Source organism: Streptomyces kaniharaensis (genome assembly GCF_009569385.1).
GTDB classification, from domain to species: domain Bacteria; phylum Actinomycetota; class Actinomycetes; order Streptomycetales; family Streptomycetaceae; genus Kitasatospora; species Kitasatospora kaniharaensis.
This window is the reverse complement of record NZ_WBOF01000001.1, coordinates 348207-362706: the sequence shown is the minus strand read 5'-3', so window position 1 is coordinate 362706 and position 14500 is coordinate 348207. Positions and strand designations below refer to the sequence as shown.

The following is a 14500-nucleotide window of genomic DNA, read 5'->3' as shown; positions in this document are numbered from 1 at the left end:
TTGACAAACCGTCAGCTACTGGAAAGGTCCGTCAGCCGCCCAGCCGGTCCACCGCGGTGACCCGCAGCACCGCCCGGCCCTCCTCGTCCGAGCCGTACAGGTCGACCTCGGCGCTGATGCCCCAGTCGTGGTCGCCCGCCGGGTCGTCGAAGATCTGCCGGACCCGCCAGGCGGAGTCCTCCTCCTCGATGATCAGCATCTTGGGGCCGCGCGCGTCCGGGCCGGTGCCGAGGTCGTCGTACTCCTCCCAGTACCCGTCCATGGCGTCCGCCCAGCGGTCCGCGTCCCAGCCGTACTCGCCGTCCAGGTCGCCGAGTTCCTCGTAGTGCTCCAGCGCGCACAGCTCGACGCGGCGGAACATCTCGTTGCGCACCAGCACCCGGAACGCCCGCGCGTTCGCCGTGACCGGCGCCGGCTTGTCGTCCAGCGCCACCTCGGGGGCCTGCGGCTCGGTCGGGTTGGCGAGCTGCTCCCACTCGTCGAGCAGGCTGGAGTCGACCTGGCGGACCAGCTCGCCGAGCCACGCGATGACGTCCTTGAGGTCGTCGGTCTTGACGTCCTCGGGGACGGTCTGCTCCAGCGCCTTGTACGCGCCCGCGAGGTAGCGCAGCACGATGCCCTCGGTACGGGCGAGCTCGTAGTGGCCGACGTAGTCGGAGAACGTCATCGCCCGCTCGTACAGGTCGCGGACCACGGACTTCGGCGCGAGCTGGTGGTCGCCGATCCACGGGTGCGCCCGGCGGTACACCTCGTAGGCGTGGGTGAGCAGCTCCTCCAGCGGCTTCGGGTAGGTGATCTCCTGGAGCCGCTCCATCCGCTCCTCGTACTCGACGCCGTCGCGCTTCATCTCGCCGACGGCCTCGCCGCGCGCCTTGTTCTGCTGCGAGGCGAGGATCTGGCGCGGGTCGTCGAGCGTCGCCTCGACCACCGACACGACATCCATCGCGTACGACGCCGAGGCCGGGTCGAGGAGCTCGAAGGAGGCCAGGGCGAAGGTGGAGAGCGGCTGGTTGAGCGCGAAGTTCTCCTGAAGGTCCAGCGTGAGGCGGACGGTCCGGCCCTCGGAGTCCGGCTCCGGCAGGCGCTCCACCACGCCGCCCTCCAGCAGCGAGCGGTAGATCGCGATCGTCGTGCGGATGTGCCGGCGCTGGGCGGCGCGGTCCTCGTGGTTGTCGGTGAGGAGCTTGCGCATCGCGTCGAAGGCGTTGCCCGGGCGGCCGATCACCGACAGCAGCATCGCGTGGCTCACCTTGAAGCGGGAGACCAGCGGCTCCGGGTCGGCGGCGATCAGCTTGTCGAAGGTCTCCTCGGTCCAGCCGACGAAGCCCTCCGGCGCCTTCTTCCGGACCACCTTGCGCTTCTTCTTCGGGTCGTCCCCGGCCTTCGCGATCGCCTTGTCGTTCTCGATCACGTGCTCCGGCGCCTGCGCCACCACCTGGCCGACGGTGTCGAAGCCGGCCCGGCCGGCCCGCCCGGCGATCTGGTGGAACTCACGGGCGCGCAGGATGCGGACCCGGTTGCCGTCGTACTTCGACAGGGCGGTGAACAGCACCGTGCGGATCGGCACGTTGACGCCGACGCCGAGCGTGTCCGTGCCGCAGATGACCTTCAACAGGCCCGCCTGGGCGAGGCGTTCGACCAGCCGGCGGTACTTCGGCAGCATGCCCGCGTGGTGCACGCCGATGCCATGACGCACGTAACGGGACAGGTTGCGGCCGAACTTGGTGGTGAAGCGGAAGTTGCCGATCAGATCGGCGATGGCGTCCTTCTCCGCCTTCGAGCACATGTTGATGCTCATCAGCGACTGCGCCCGCTCCACCGCCTCCTTCTGCGTGAAGTGCACGACGTAGACCGGCGCCTGGCCGGTCTGCAGCAGCTCCTCCAGGGTGTCGTGCATCGTCGTGCGGCGGTACTCGTAGAACAGCGGCACCGGACGGGTCGCGTTGCGGACGACCGAGGTCGGACGGCCGGTGCGGCGGGTCAGGTCCTCCTCGAACCGGCGCACGTCACCCAGCGTCGCGGACATCAGCAGGAACTGCGCCTGCGGCAGCTCCAGCAGCGGGATCTGCCACGCCCAGCCGCGGTCCGGCTCCGCGTAGAAGTGGAACTCGTCCATGACCACCTGGCCGATGTCCGCCCGGGCGCCGTCGCGCAGCGCGATCTGCGCCAGTACCTCGGCCGTGCAGCAGATGATCGGCGCGGTCGGGTTCACGCTCGCGTCGCCGGTCATCATGCCGACCTGCTCGGTGCCGAACATCTTGACCAGGTCGAAGAACTTCTCCGAGACCAGGGCCTTGATCGGAGCGGTGTAGAACGTGCGCTGCCCCTCGGCGAGGGCCGCGAAGTGCGCCCCCGCCGCCACCAGGCTCTTGCCCGAGCCGGTCGGCGTCGCCAGGATCACGTTGTTCCCCGAGACCAGCTCGATCAGCGCCTCCTCCTGCGCCGGGTACAGCGTGATCCCCCGCTCCTCCGCCCAGGCGGCGAACGTCTCGTACAGCGCGTCGGGCGTGGCGGGCTTCGGCATCAGATCAAGGAGGGTCACCCGGCTATCTTGCCTGCTCGCCGCCACCGCGGGCAAAGCCCCAGGGCGGCGGCGGAACCGCTGGAACCGGAGCGCCGTGCGCGTACGCGGCGAACCGGGCCGCGTCGTGTGCGAAGTCGCACATTGCCCGGTGATCGGCGGCCGTGCCAGAGTGCCCGGCATGGCCCATCCTCTCGCGTCCGAACCGCACCGCACCGCCGTCGCCCCCGGCGGGGTCTTCGACTGGCTCGACGAGGCCGCCCTGCTGCGGGCCGACGCCGGGCTCACGCGTACGCTGCGCAGCCGGGAGGCCGAGGATCCGGTGCTCGACCTGGCCGGGAACGACTACCTGGGGCTGACGCGGCACCCGGTCGTCACCCGGGCCGCGGCGGACGCCGCGCTGCGGTGGGGTGGCGGCTCGACCGGGTCGCGGCTGGTCACCGGGACGACCGCGCTGCACACCGAACTGGAGGAGGAGCTGGCCGAGTTCTGCGGGGCCGAGGCCGCGCTGGTGTTCTCGTCCGGCTACACGGCCAACCTCGCGGCGCTCACCGCGCTCACCGACCCGGACACGCTCATCGTGTCGGACGCCTACAACCACGCCTCGCTGATCGACGGCTGCCGGCTCGCCCGCGCCGACGTCCATCGCTCCCCGCACAGCGACCCGGAGGCCGTCCGGGAGATCCTCGGGGGGCGCACACAGCGGCGGGCACTCGTCGTCAGCGACTCCGTGTTCTCCGTCGACGGCGACGCCGCCCCGCTGGCCGCGCTCTCGGACGCCGCCCGCGCGCACGGCGCCGCGCTGCTCGTCGACGACGCGCACGGGCTGGGCGTGCTCGGCCCCGGCGGGACGGGGGCCCTCGCGGCGGCCGGACTCGCCGGGCAGCCGGACACCGTCGCGACGGTGACCCTGTCCAAGTCGCTCGGCTCGCAGGGCGGCGCCGTCCTCGGGCCGCGCCGGGTCATCCGCCACCTGACGGAGACCGCCCGCACCTTCATCTTCGACACCGGCCTCGCCCCCGCGGCCGCCGGCGCCGCCCTCGCCGCGCTGCGCCTCCTGCGCGCCGAGCCGCACCGCGCCGACCGCGCCCGCGAGGTGGCCCGGTCGCTCGCCGCGCGGCTCACGGCGGCCGGGCTCCAGGCGTGCGAGCCGGACGCCGCCGTGGTGTCCGTGCGCGCCCCGGGCCCGGAGGCCGCCGTCGCCTGGGCCGCCGACTGCCGACGGGCAGGCCTGGCGGTCGGCTGCTTCCGCCCGCCGTCCGTCCCGGACGGGGTGTCCCGCCTGCGCCTGACGGCCCGGGGTGACCTGACGGACGATCAGATCACTGATGCGGTAAGGATCATCGCGGAGTTGGCCCCGGCGGGTGCCCGCTCGCGCTGACCGGGCCGGTGGTCGCCCTCAGAGCCCCGCGAGCTTCCGCAGGAAGTCCGTCTCCGCGTCGTTCCGCCCGGCGGCGAGGCGTGGGGCGGCGATGATCGGGGCGGTGGCGCGGCACCAGTCGAGGACCCGGGCAGAGTCGCATCCGGGGACGAGGGGCGCCAGTTCGGTGATCCGGGCGGTCAGGACGGCGTGCGAGGTGACGCCGTCGAGGACCCAGTCGACCAGGTCGAAGTCCGGGTCGCCGAGGGTCGGCCGCGGGTCGATGGCGACCGGACCGTCCGGGCCGTCGAGGACGTTGCCGGGGTGCAGGTCGCCGTGGACGAGGGCGAGCGGGCCGTCCGCCGCGAGCCCGAGGGCGACCGTGCGCGCCGATCCCGGGACGACCCCGGGGGCGCGCCGCGAGGTGAGGTCGAAGAGGAAGTCCACCCGCTCGGCGAGTGACGGCAGCGGGACTCCGGCTACGGGGACGGACCGCAGCGACGTCAGCAGCCCGGCGACCTCGGCCGGGCGCCACGGCCGCTGCCGCAGCGTCGTGCCCGGGGCGACGCCCGCGAGGAGCAGCGCGCCCGTCGCCGGGTCGTGTGCGAGCAGCCGGACCATGGAGGGCAGGCCGGACCAGGCCCGCAGCGCGGCCTCCTCCTCGGCCGCCACCCGGAGGTCCGGCGTGAGCTTGAGCCAGACGGTGGCGCCGGCGCCGTCCGTGCAGCGGAACACCCGGGCCGTCCCGCCCCCACCGGCCGCCACCACGCTCAGGCCCCAGTGCGCGGTGAGCTCGTCCACGACGGCGGGCAGCGCCTCGCACCAGGCTTCCGCGGACGGGCCGAAGCGGACGGCGAGCCGGGCGCGGACGTCCTCCGGGACGGTGGCCGTGGGCGTCACGGTCGCCCCACGACCAGCAGTGTCTCGGCGCCGACCGGCTTGTACCCCGCGGCCTGGAACGCGCGGACGCTGGTGGCGTTGCCGGGCGCCTGCTGCGCCCAGATGACGTCGCCCTCGGGCAGGAGGTGTCGCGCGGCCGTGGCCAGGGCCCGGCCGAGGCCGCGTCCGCGGGCCTGCGGGTCGACCTCGACGGCGGCCTCCCAGCGGCCGGCGACGCCGCGACCGAGCACCAGCACGCCGCCGTCCGCAGAGAACACGCGTACGTCCTCGCGGTAGCGCAGCGCGCGCACCACACGGGGGTGCTCCCGGTCGTCGACCCGCACCAGCGGCAGCGGCGGCTCGCCGGGGAGGCGGTGGGCGACGGTCAGCAGGTCGATGTTGTTGACGACGCGCCCGGTGCGCTCGGCGAAGGCGGTCAGGAAGGGCGGACAGAGCGGCGCGGCCAGCGGGTCGGACGGCACGGCGGCGAGCGTGCGGTGCACCCAGCCCGGGTCCTCATCGGTGAAGATCACCGCGTGGGCGGAGAACGACAGCACCCCGGCCTCGCGCTCGGACGGCTGCGGGACGACCGTCACCGAGCCGTCCGACGGCGGGAAGATCCCGCGCGCCGCGTCCGCCAGGATCTCCGCGAGCCCCCGCACGCCCATCCGGTCCCCTCCCGTGGTCATGGAAGGGCCAGCCTAGTTGATCACTCGACGGGGGCTCGCCGGTGGACCAGGAGGTACCGCCAGAACAGCAGCTGCCGCATCCGGTACCCCGGCAGGTGCTCGGCCGCGTACGCCCGGACATCGGCGAAGGAGACGGTGGGGGCCGAGGTCGGCGCTTTCGCCGCGGGGCCGGTCAGGCGTCGGGCCCGCTCGTAGCCGAACACGGCAAGTCGGCAGACGGCGTTCACCGGTACGGCCAGCAGGCTGACGACCCGGTCCCACGCCGACTCCTCCTGGTAGCAGCCGAGGACCACCAGCACCCCGCCCGGTGCGAGTGCGTCGCGGAGCGTACGGAGGGTGTCGAGCGGCAGGTGGTGGAGGCTGGCCAGGCAGGAGATGTAGTCGTACGTGCCGGGCGGCAGGGTGAGTTCGGTGATGTCCGCCTGCCGGAAGTTGACCCGCCCGGGACCGGCCACGCCCTGCGCGACCGTGTTCGCCGGCGCCTGCGCGACGGCAGGCGCCTCGGCGGCGACCCGCGCCTCCACGACCACCCGCGCGTCCCGGTCGACGGCGTCCACGTCGACACCCCGCCGGGCGAGCCGGCGCGCGAAGGCGCCGGTGCCGCACCCGACGTCGAGAGCCCGGCGGGCGCCGTCGGGGAGCTCGCGCAGCAGGAGGCGGTGGTAGTGATCGTTGTGGTCGAACGGCACCGCGCCATCATGCCATCGGCGGCGGACCCCACTGCCCGCCACCTCTTCCGGCTACGTCCTCTTCCGTGCCCGGCTGGGCTGGACCCGGGTCGGCTCGCCCTCGGCCTTGGGATGGTCGGGCGGGTACGGGAGTTCGCCGAGCCCCTCGTCGCGCAGCTGCTTCTCGTACAGCTCCAGCAGGCCGTCGAGCCGGAACGCTTTCCCGTCCATCTCCGCGTTCAGGTCGCCGAGTTCGGCGAACCGGGCGGGGACGGTCCGCAGGTCGAAGTCCTCGGGCGAGGCGTCGTCGAGCTCCTCCCAGCGCAGCGGGGTGGAGGCGGTGGCGCGCGGGCGGGCGCGCAGCGAGTAGGCGGAGGCGATGGTGCGGTCGCGGGCCATCTGGTTGTAGTCGACGAAGATCCGCTCGCCGCGCTCCTCCTTCCACCACGCGGTGGTGACCCTCCCCGGCATCCGCTCCTCCAGCACCCGGCCGAGCGCGATGACGGCGTGCCGGCCGTCGGTGAACGTCCACTCGGGCTCCAGCGGGACGTACACGTGCAGGCCGCGCCCGCCGGAGGACTTGGGCCAGCCGCGCAGCCCGTACTCCTCCAGCAGGGCGCGCAGTTCGTGCGCGGCGCGGACGGCGTCGTGGAAGTCGGTGCCCGGCTGCGGGTCGAGGTCGATGCGCAGTTCGTCGACGTGGTCGGTGTCGCCACGCCGGACGGGCCAGGGGTGGAAGGTGAGGCAGCCGAGGTTCGCGGCCCACAGGACGGCGGCGGGCTCGGTGGGGCAGATCTCGTCGGCGGAGCGGCCGCTGGGGAACTCGATGCGGGCGGTCGGCAGCCAGTCCGGCAGGCCCTTGGGGGCGCGCTTCTGGTAGAAGAACTCGCCGTCGACCCCGTCGGGAAAGCGCTGGAGCGTGGTCGGCCGGTCGCGCAGCCCGCGCAGCACCCCGTCGGCGACGGCCAGGTAGTACTGCGCGACGTCCAGCTTGGTGAACCCGCGCTCCGGGTAATACACCTTGTCCGGGTTCGACAGCCGGACGGTGCGACCGGCGACGTCCAGTTCCATGGCTGAGCCCATGCCTCTCACGCTAGGCGCGCCACGCCCGGCGCGCGCCCCGAGGCGTCCGGCGCGAGGATCGGACGCATGGACCTGCCTGTGATGCCGCCGGTGGCGCCGATGCTCGCCAAGTCGGTGGCCGAGATCCCGCCGGGGATGCAGTACGAGGCCAAGTGGGACGGCTTCCGTGCGATCGTGTTCCGCGACGGCGACGAGGTCGAGCTCGGCAGCCGCACAGGCAAGCCGCTGACCAGGTACTTTCCCGAGCTGGTCGCGGCGTTCCGCAGGGAGCTGCCGCCGCGCTGCGTGCTGGACGGCGAGGTGGTGATCGCCCGGGACGGCCGGCTGCGGTTCGAGGAACTGCTGGAGCGCATCCACCCGGCCGCGAGTCGGGTGAGGCTGCTCGCCGAGCAGACGCCCGCCTCCTTCGTCGCCTTCGACCTGCTCGCCCTCGGCGACGTGCCGCTGTTGGACGAGCCGCTGTCGATGCGCCGCCCGGCGCTGGAGACGGCGCTCGCCGGCGCCGCCGACCCGGTCTTCACCGCCCCCGCCTCCACCGACCGCGAGCTGGCGCGGAGCTGGTTCGCCGAGTACGAGGGCGCCAGGCTGGACGGGGTGGTGGCCAAGCCGCTGGACCAGCCCTACCGGCCGGGGGAGCGGACCATGTTCAAGATCAAGCACGAGCGCACCGCGGACTGCGTGGTGGCCGGCTACCGCGAGCACAAGAGCGGCCCGGTGGTCGGCTCGCTGCTGCTCGGCATCAACGACGCGGACGGGCGGCTGCAGCACGTCGGAGTCTGCGCCGCGTTCTCGATGGCCCGCCGCCGTGAGCTGGCCGAGGAACTGGCGCCGCTGCGGATGACCGACCTGTCCGAACACCCCTGGGGCGCCTGGGCGGACGAGGCCGCACACGCGGAGGGCCGGCTGCCGGGAGCGGTCAGCCGGTGGACCGGCGGCAAGGACCTGTCCTGGGTCGCGCTGCGGCCCGAGCGCGTGGTGGAGGTCGCGTACGACCACATGGAGGGCGACCGCTTCCGGCACACCGCGCAGTTCCGCCGCTGGCGGCCGGACCGCACACCCGAGAGCTGCACGTACGCACAGCTGGAGGAGCCGGTCTCGTACGATCTGCGGCGCGTGCTGGGAATGTGACGGACGGTCATGTCCCAAGGGCCCGAACCGGCGCACCGGTTCGGGCCCTTGGCTCGGTGCTCCTTCAGGAGATGTGCAGCGAGGCGCTGGCCGAGGGTGAGCCGCCGGACGAGCCGCCGGACGGTTGGGGCGGGAGCGTGTAGACGTTGTTCGGCGAGGCGATCTGCGTGATCGCCCGCGCGAGCAGCGTCGAGGGCTCCGAACCCTCGTGCGACACATCGGTGTTGAGCATGATCACCAGGCTGGCCTGCGCCTGCGGCAGGTACACCACCACGCTCTGGTAGCCGGGCAGCGAGCCGTTGTGGCCGATCCACCCGTGCGTCTCGAACACCCCGAAGGCGTAGTCGATGTCCGGGGTGCCGGTCGTCTTGCTCTTCAGCCGCTCGGCCTGGGTCGCGGGCTTGATCAGCGGCGAGCCGGTGGCCAGCACCTTCGCCCAGGTCTGCAGGTCGGTGAGGTTCGAGATCACCGCGCCGGCCGCCCAGCCCCAGGACGGGTTCCAGGTGGTGGAGTCCGCGGTCGCGCCGTTCAGCGTCTGGTTGGTGTAGCCGTGGGCGTGCGGGTCCGGGAAGGCCGCGTCGGTCGGCAGGACGGTCTTGTTCAGCCCGGCCGGGGTGAACACCTGCTGCTTCATGAAATCGGAGAGCGACTGCCCGCTGACCTTCTCGACGACCAGGCCGAGCAGGATCGCGTTGGTGTTGGAGTACTCGAACTTCGCGTCCGGCGGGAAGTTCGGCGGGTGCTTGAACGAGTACGCGAGCAACTGGTCCGGGGTGAAGGGCCGGTTCGGGTCGCTGAAGAACGCCTGCTGGAAGTCCGGATCGAAGCTGTACGAGAACAGGCCGCTGCGCATGTCGCCGAGCTCGCGCAGGGTGATCTGGTCGCCGTTGGGCACGTTCGGGATGTACTTGGAGACCGGGTCGTCCAGGCCCACCTTGCCCTGGTCCACCAGCCGGAGGATAGCGGTGGCCGTGAAGGTCTTGGTCACGCTGCCGATCCGCATGTAGAGATCGGGCGACATCGGCGTCCCGGCGGGCTTGTCGGCGACGCCGAAGGCACGCACGTAGCTGTCGTTCGGGGTGGTGAGGCCGACGATCACGCCGGGGACGGAGGCCTGGCTCATCACCTGCCTGATCGCCGCGTCCAGCCGGGCGGTGACGGCGGGGGTGAGCGGCACCACCGCGCCGGAGGTCGCGGACGGGCTGATCGCGACCGGTTCGGCGGTGACGGCCGCGCCGCCCTGCTGGGCCGGTTGCCGATCGGCGGAGCAGGCCCCGGAGGCGAGCAGGCCGGTCAGCGCGAGGGCGGCGACGGTCGCCCGGCGGGCGGAGCGGGGAACGGCCGGACGCGGCCGTCGGGTCTTGGTCATGTTGTCGAGGCGCCTCTCTGCGGCGGACGGCCCCGGAGCGCTGCTCCACGGGGGCCGCGGGGGAGCGTCGCCACCGTAAGCACCGCCCCGATCGGCCCGCGCGTCGGCCGCCGCGGGGCTGGCCCGAACGGGCCCACCGCCCACCCGAGCGCCCCAACCCGGCTGGCGGCTCGGTGCCGAAGGTGTCGAAACACGGCGAACGCGTCGAAGGCGTCGAAGGATCCCCGCCCGCGCTCCGCCGAACGAGTGGCCACCGGCACGCCGCACCCGCCGCCGGGCCCGCCGCCGGGCACGATCGTTCAGCCCAGCTGTGGCCACCCTTAAGAATTCCTCGATGGACCGCACCCCCTCCCACCAGGCAGATTTCTGCCTGCCCGGAGGCGCGGCTGCCAGGAACGGCCGCTCCGGGCCCCGCCGACCTGCCCACCCTCGCAGGCCGCCCCACTCGCACGTCAGGAGCCGCTGCCCGTGAAGGCACTCGTCAAGCACAAGGCCGAGCCCGGACTCTGGCTGATGGACGTCCCGAAGCCCGAGATCGGCGCCGGCGAGGTGCTGATCAAGGTGCTGCGGACCGGCATCTGCGGCACCGACCTGCACATCCGCAAGTGGGACGGCTGGGCGCAGCAGAGCATCAGGACCCCGCTCGTGCTCGGCCACGAGTTCGTCGGCGAGGTCGCCGAGATCGGCGCCGGCGTCGCGGACATCGCGGTCGGCGACCTGGTCAGCGGCGAGGGCCACCTGGTCTGCGGCAAGTGCCGCAACTGCCTGGCCGGCCGCCGCCACCTGTGCCGCAACACCATCGGCCTCGGCGTCAACCGCGACGGCGCCTTCGCCGAGTACGTGGCCCTGCCCGCCTCCAACGTCTGGGTGCACCGGGTGCCGGTCGACCTCGACGTCGCCGCGATCTTCGACCCGTTCGGCAACGCCGTGCACACCGCGCTGTCCTTCCCGCTGGTCGGCGAGGACGTGCTGGTGACCGGCGCGGGCCCGATCGGCATCATGGCCGCCGCCGTCGCCAAGCACGCCGGCGCCCGCAACGTGATGATCACCGACGTCTCCCCGTACCGCCTCGACCTGGCCCGCGAGGTCGGCGTGACGCTCGCGCTCAACGTCGCCGAGCACACCATCGAGGAGGGCCAGCAGAAGCTCGGCCTGCGCGAGGGCTTCGACGTCGGCCTGGAGATGTCCGGCCGCCCCGAGGCGATGCAGTCGATGATCGCCAACATGACCCACGGCGGGAAGATCGCCATGCTCGGCCTGCCCGCCGAGCAGTTCCCGGTCGACTGGGCCTCGATCGTCACCTCGATGATCACCATCAAGGGCATCTACGGCCGCGAGATGTTCGAGACCTGGTACGCGATGTCCGTGCTGCTGGAGGGCGGCCTGGACCTCAGCCCGGTCATCACCGGCCGGTACGCCGCCACCGACTTCGAGGCCGCCTTCGACGACGCCGCCAGTGGCAACTGCGGCAAGATCATCCTCGACTGGACCGCCTGAGCCCCGCCGAATCCGACAAGGAGTCTGCTCGTGTTCGACAACGTGCGCGCCGACATCGCCACCACCCTCGACGAGATCCGCGAGGCCGGCCTCTTCAAGCCCGAGCGGGTGATCGGCACCCCGCAGAGCGCCGCCGTCACCGTCACCTCCGGCGGGCGGCCCGGCGAGGTGCTGAACTTCTGCGCCAACAACTACCTCGGCCTGGCCGACCACCCCGAGGTCCTCGCCGCCGCCAAGGACGCGCTGGACCGCTGGGGCTACGGCATGGCCTCGGTCCGCTTCATCTGCGGCACCCAGGACGTCCACAAGGAGCTGGAGGACCGCCTCTCGGCGTTCCTCGGCCAGGAGGACACCATCCTGTACTCCTCCTGCTTCGACGCCAACGGCGGCGTCTTCGAGACCCTGCTCGACGACCGCGACGCCGTCATCTCCGACGCGCTCAACCACGCGAGCATCATCGACGGCATCCGGCTCAGCAAGGCCCGCCGCCACCGCTACGCCAACCGCGACATGGCCGACCTGGAGCAGCAGCTCAAGGAGACCCAGGACGCCCGCCGCCGCCTGATCGTCACCGACGGCGTGTTCTCGATGGACGGCTACGTCGCCCCGCTGCGCGAGATCTGCGACCTGGCCGACCGCTACGACGCGATGGTCATGGTCGACGACTCGCACGCCGTCGGCTTCGTCGGCGCCAACGGCCGCGGCACCCCCGAACTGCACGGCGTGATGGACCGCGTGGACATCATCACCGGCACCCTCGGCAAGGCGCTCGGCGGCGCCTCCGGCGGCTACGTCGCCGCCCGCCGGGAGATCGTCGCCCTGCTGCGCCAGCGCTCCCGCCCGTACCTGTTCTCCAACTCGCTCGCCCCGGTGATCGCGGCGGCCTCGCTCAAGGTGCTCGACCTGGTCGAGCGCTCCAACGAGCTGCGCGAGCGGCTGGCGGCCAACACCGCGCTGTTCCGCACGAAGATGACCGAGGCCGGCTTCGAGATCCTGCCCGGCGACCACCCGATCGCCCCGGTCATGATCGGCGACGCGGCCAAGGCCGGCCGGCTCGCCGAACTGCTGCTGGAGCGCGGGGTGTACGTGATCGGGTTCTCCTATCCGGTGGTCCCGCACGGCCAGGCCCGGATCCGGGTGCAGCTGTCCGCGGCGCACTCCACCGAGGACGTCGAGCGCGCCGTCGCGGCCTTCGTCGACGCGCGCGCCGCGCTGGCGGAGTAGCCGGACAGGCCCGCGCCCCCATCCGGGTGCGGGCCCCATCAGCCGCCCGTGGCCGGTCCGCTCGGAACCGGACCGGCCACGGGCTTCCAAGCCGCCGTGCGGCGGGGCTGGCCGGCCCCGTCGCACGGTCCCTCAACCACCTGCCCCACCCTCCCGCGCGGGAGCGGGACCCCGGTCCGGCCGGCGTCCCGCTCCCGTTCGCGGCCCGGAAAGCCCCGAAAATCGTCAACGGTCGTATGTGGACGGCGAATCGGGCGTGAGCGTCCGTCCCCTGGCTCCGACGCGAGAGCCGGGGGACGCGTCACGGGTGTCGCATACGGAGTCGACAAGATCGCCGCTCCGGCCTGCGCCTGACTGCCACCTGGGCCCCGTCCGGACGGAGCCGGTCCGGATCGCGGCGCCGCGCTGGCAGAATTGGGCGTGTGATCGACGCACGACGGCTGCGGACCCTGCGGGCCGTGGCGGACCACCGCACCGTGACCGCGGCAGCGGCGGCCCTGTACCTGACCCCCTCCGCGGTGTCCCAGCAACTGGCCGCACTGGAACAGGAGACCGGCCACCACCTGCTCGCCCGCGAGGGCCGGGGCGTGCGCCTCACCGCCGCCGGGGAGATCCTGCTCGGCCACGCCGACGCCGTCCTCGCCCAGCTGGAGCGCGCCGAGGCCGACCTCGCCGCGTACAGCGCGGGCGTCGCCGGTGAAGTCACCGTCGCGTCCTTCGCGACCGGCATCGCCCTCGTCCTCGCCCCGGCCATCGGCCTGCTCGCCGAGCGCGCGCCGGGTGTCCGGCTCAAGGTGCTGGACGCCGAGGGCGACGCCAGCCTGCCGATGGTCCTCGACGGGCGCGCCGACCTCGCGGTGGCCGTCGAGTACCGCGGCGCCCCGCGCGCCGACGACGCGCGGCTCACCCGCGTCCCGCTGTACGCCGAGCCCTTCGAGGCCGTCCTGCCGCTCGGCCACCCGCTGGCCGCCGGCCGGGGCCCGATCGCCGTCGCCGACCTCGCCGCCGAGCCCTGGATCGGCCCCTACCCCGGCAACCCCTGCCACGACGTCGTCCTGCTGGCCTGCGAGCACGCCGGGTTCCAGCCCCGCCTGGTGCACTCCTCGGACGACTTCCGCGCCGTCGTCGCCCTGGCCTCGGCCGGCGCGGGCGTCGCACTGGTGCCGCGCTCGGCGCTGCGCGGCACCGACCTCGGGCAGGTCGCCGTCCGGCCGGTGGACAGCGAGCTCGCCACCCGCCGGGTCTTCGCCGCCGTCCGGGCCGGTGCGGACGGCCACCCGCTGATCCGCCCGGCGCTGGACGCCCTCGCCGAGGCCGCTGCGAACGGCGCCTGAGCATCCCGGATCCACACGAACGCCGGGTGCGGTGGCCTCACCATGGGGTGTGAGGCCACCGCACCCGGCGTCCGTCGCATCAGCCGCCCATGCCGACGATCAGGCTCTCGGGCGCACGGCCTGCGGATGAGACACCGATCGCCGTCTCCCCCGACAGCGGGATGCCAACGAGCCTTCGGACGGATCCAGGTGCGGCAGGCCGGTCGCCATCATGGACGTATGGCTTCGTACTTCACCACCACCCCTGCGCCGGCGCCCCGTTGGGCGATCCGCGCCGCGCATGCCGCAGCCCTGACCACCGTGCCGTCGGGGCTGTGGCGGATCGCGCTGGCCTTCGGCCTGCCGGTGGGATACAGCGACGAGGTGCTCCGCCAGGACTTCTCCATCCCCGGCTGGGGTGTGGTCTACGTGGTCGCGCTCAGTGTGGTCTCCGAGGCCCTCGCCCTGCTGACGATCGGTCTGGTCCGGCCCTGGGGCGAGGTGGTGCCGCGGTGGGTCCCGTTCGTGGGCGGTCGGCGCGTCCCCCCGCTCGCCGCCGTCGTCCCCGCGGCCCTCGGCGCACTGTCCCTCACCGTCCTGTGGAGCGACTTCCTGTTCTGGTGGGTCGACGAGCAGCACCCGGCGCTCGACGGGCCCTGGCAGGACATCGTCGGGGTCTTCTACCAGCCCCTGGTCCTCTGGGGCCCGCTGCTCGCCGCCGTGACGTTCTCCTACTACCGCCGCCACCGTGCGTAGGGTTGGCCTGGCC

Annotated in this window: 12 protein-coding genes; 6 read left to right on the top strand and 6 right to left on the bottom strand. The window is 73.2% G+C overall.

Going from position 1 to position 14500, the window contains the following annotated elements; all coding sequences use genetic code 11:
- Positions 1–31: 31 nt before the first annotated feature.
- Positions 32–2524, bottom strand: a complete 2493-nt coding sequence (locus F7Q99_RS01645) for a DEAD/DEAH box helicase (protein WP_153465685.1) — start codon at positions 2522–2524, stop codon at positions 32–34.
- Positions 2525–2702: 178 nt separating this feature from the next.
- On the opposite strand from F7Q99_RS01645, the gene F7Q99_RS01640 reads away from it, so the two are divergent.
- Positions 2703–3902 carry an 8-amino-7-oxononanoate synthase gene (locus F7Q99_RS01640; protein WP_153459738.1) on the top strand — a complete coding sequence of 400 codons (1200 nt, stop codon included), beginning with the start codon at positions 2703–2705 and terminating at the stop codon, positions 3900–3902.
- A gap of 18 nt (positions 3903–3920) precedes the next feature.
- Here the strand turns inward: F7Q99_RS01640 and F7Q99_RS01635 are convergent, their stop codons facing one another.
- From F7Q99_RS01635 to ligD, 4 genes are read right to left on the bottom strand one after another with little or no spacing between them, the layout of a single operon-like run.
- Positions 3921–4781, bottom strand: a complete 861-nt coding sequence (locus tag F7Q99_RS01635) for an aminoglycoside phosphotransferase family protein (protein WP_326846144.1) — start codon at positions 4779–4781, stop codon at positions 3921–3923.
- The gene (locus F7Q99_RS01630; RefSeq protein ID WP_230210133.1) at positions 4778–5449 is read right to left on the bottom strand and encodes a GNAT family N-acetyltransferase; all 672 of its coding nucleotides are present in this window, start codon (positions 5447–5449) and stop codon (positions 4778–4780) included. Before F7Q99_RS01630 ends, F7Q99_RS01635 begins: the two co-directional genes overlap by 4 nt.
- Positions 5450–5469: 20 nt before the next feature.
- Complete coding sequence (locus F7Q99_RS01625; protein ID WP_326846143.1) at positions 5470–6138, bottom strand: class I SAM-dependent methyltransferase; 669 nt, start codon at positions 6136–6138, stop codon at positions 5470–5472.
- Between the two features lie 51 nt (positions 6139–6189).
- Entirely contained in the window at positions 6190–7188 is a 999-nt protein-coding gene (ligD, locus tag F7Q99_RS01620) for a non-homologous end-joining DNA ligase (RefSeq protein ID WP_153465682.1), read from the bottom strand.
- A gap of 78 nt (positions 7189–7266) precedes the next feature.
- Here ligD and F7Q99_RS01615 point away from each other — a divergent pair, with 78 nt between their 5' ends.
- Positions 7267–8328: an ATP-dependent DNA ligase gene (locus tag F7Q99_RS01615; protein ID WP_153459736.1), complete on the top strand. Its 1062-nt coding sequence runs from the start codon at positions 7267–7269 to the stop codon at positions 8326–8328.
- 64 nt (positions 8329–8392) lie between these two features.
- Here F7Q99_RS01615 and F7Q99_RS01610 read toward each other — a convergent pair whose 3' ends face one another.
- The gene (locus F7Q99_RS01610; protein ID WP_153459735.1) at positions 8393–9697 is read right to left on the bottom strand and encodes a serine hydrolase domain-containing protein; all 1305 of its coding nucleotides are present in this window, start codon (positions 9695–9697) and stop codon (positions 8393–8395) included.
- Between the two features lie 468 nt (positions 9698–10165).
- Between F7Q99_RS01610 and tdh the strand changes: the two genes are divergently transcribed.
- The 4 genes from tdh to F7Q99_RS01590 all read left to right on the top strand — a co-directional run bounded on the left by tdh (position 10166) and on the right by F7Q99_RS01590 (position 14487).
- Complete coding sequence (gene tdh, locus F7Q99_RS01605) at positions 10166–11194, top strand: L-threonine 3-dehydrogenase (protein WP_326846142.1); 1029 nt, start codon at positions 10166–10168, stop codon at positions 11192–11194.
- Between the two features lie 30 nt (positions 11195–11224).
- Positions 11225–12418: a glycine C-acetyltransferase gene (locus F7Q99_RS01600; protein ID WP_326846141.1), complete on the top strand. Its 1194-nt coding sequence runs from the start codon at positions 11225–11227 to the stop codon at positions 12416–12418.
- Positions 12419–12840: 422 nt separating this feature from the next.
- Positions 12841–13752, top strand: a complete 912-nt coding sequence (locus F7Q99_RS01595; protein WP_326846140.1) for a LysR family transcriptional regulator — start codon at positions 12841–12843, stop codon at positions 13750–13752.
- Positions 13753–13971: 219 nt separating this feature from the next.
- Entirely contained in the window at positions 13972–14487 is a 516-nt protein-coding gene (locus F7Q99_RS01590) for a hypothetical protein (RefSeq protein ID WP_153459731.1), read from the top strand.
- The last annotated feature ends 13 nt before the right edge of the window (positions 14488–14500 follow it).

Bases quoted from the DNA above. Each gene is read 5' to 3' on its own strand.
- F7Q99_RS01645 (WP_153465685.1), bottom strand. From the start codon at position 2,524: ATGCCGAAGCCCGCCACGCCCGACGCGCTGTACGAGACGTTCGCCGCC.
- F7Q99_RS01640 (WP_153459738.1), top strand. From the start codon at position 2,703: ATGGCCCATCCTCTCGCGTCCGAACCGCACCGCACCGCCGTCGCCCCC.
- F7Q99_RS01630 (WP_230210133.1), bottom strand. From the start codon at position 5,449: ATGACCACGGGAGGGGACCGGATGGGCGTGCGGGGGCTCGCGGAGATC.
- ligD (WP_153465682.1), bottom strand. From the start codon at position 7,188: ATGGAACTGGACGTCGCCGGTCGCACCGTCCGGCTGTCGAACCCGGAC.
- F7Q99_RS01615 (WP_153459736.1), top strand. From the start codon at position 7,267: ATGGACCTGCCTGTGATGCCGCCGGTGGCGCCGATGCTCGCCAAGTCG.
- F7Q99_RS01610 (WP_153459735.1), bottom strand. From the start codon at position 9,697: ATGACCAAGACCCGACGGCCGCGTCCGGCCGTTCCCCGCTCCGCCCGC.
- F7Q99_RS01590 (WP_153459731.1), top strand. From the start codon at position 13,972: ATGGCTTCGTACTTCACCACCACCCCTGCGCCGGCGCCCCGTTGGGCG.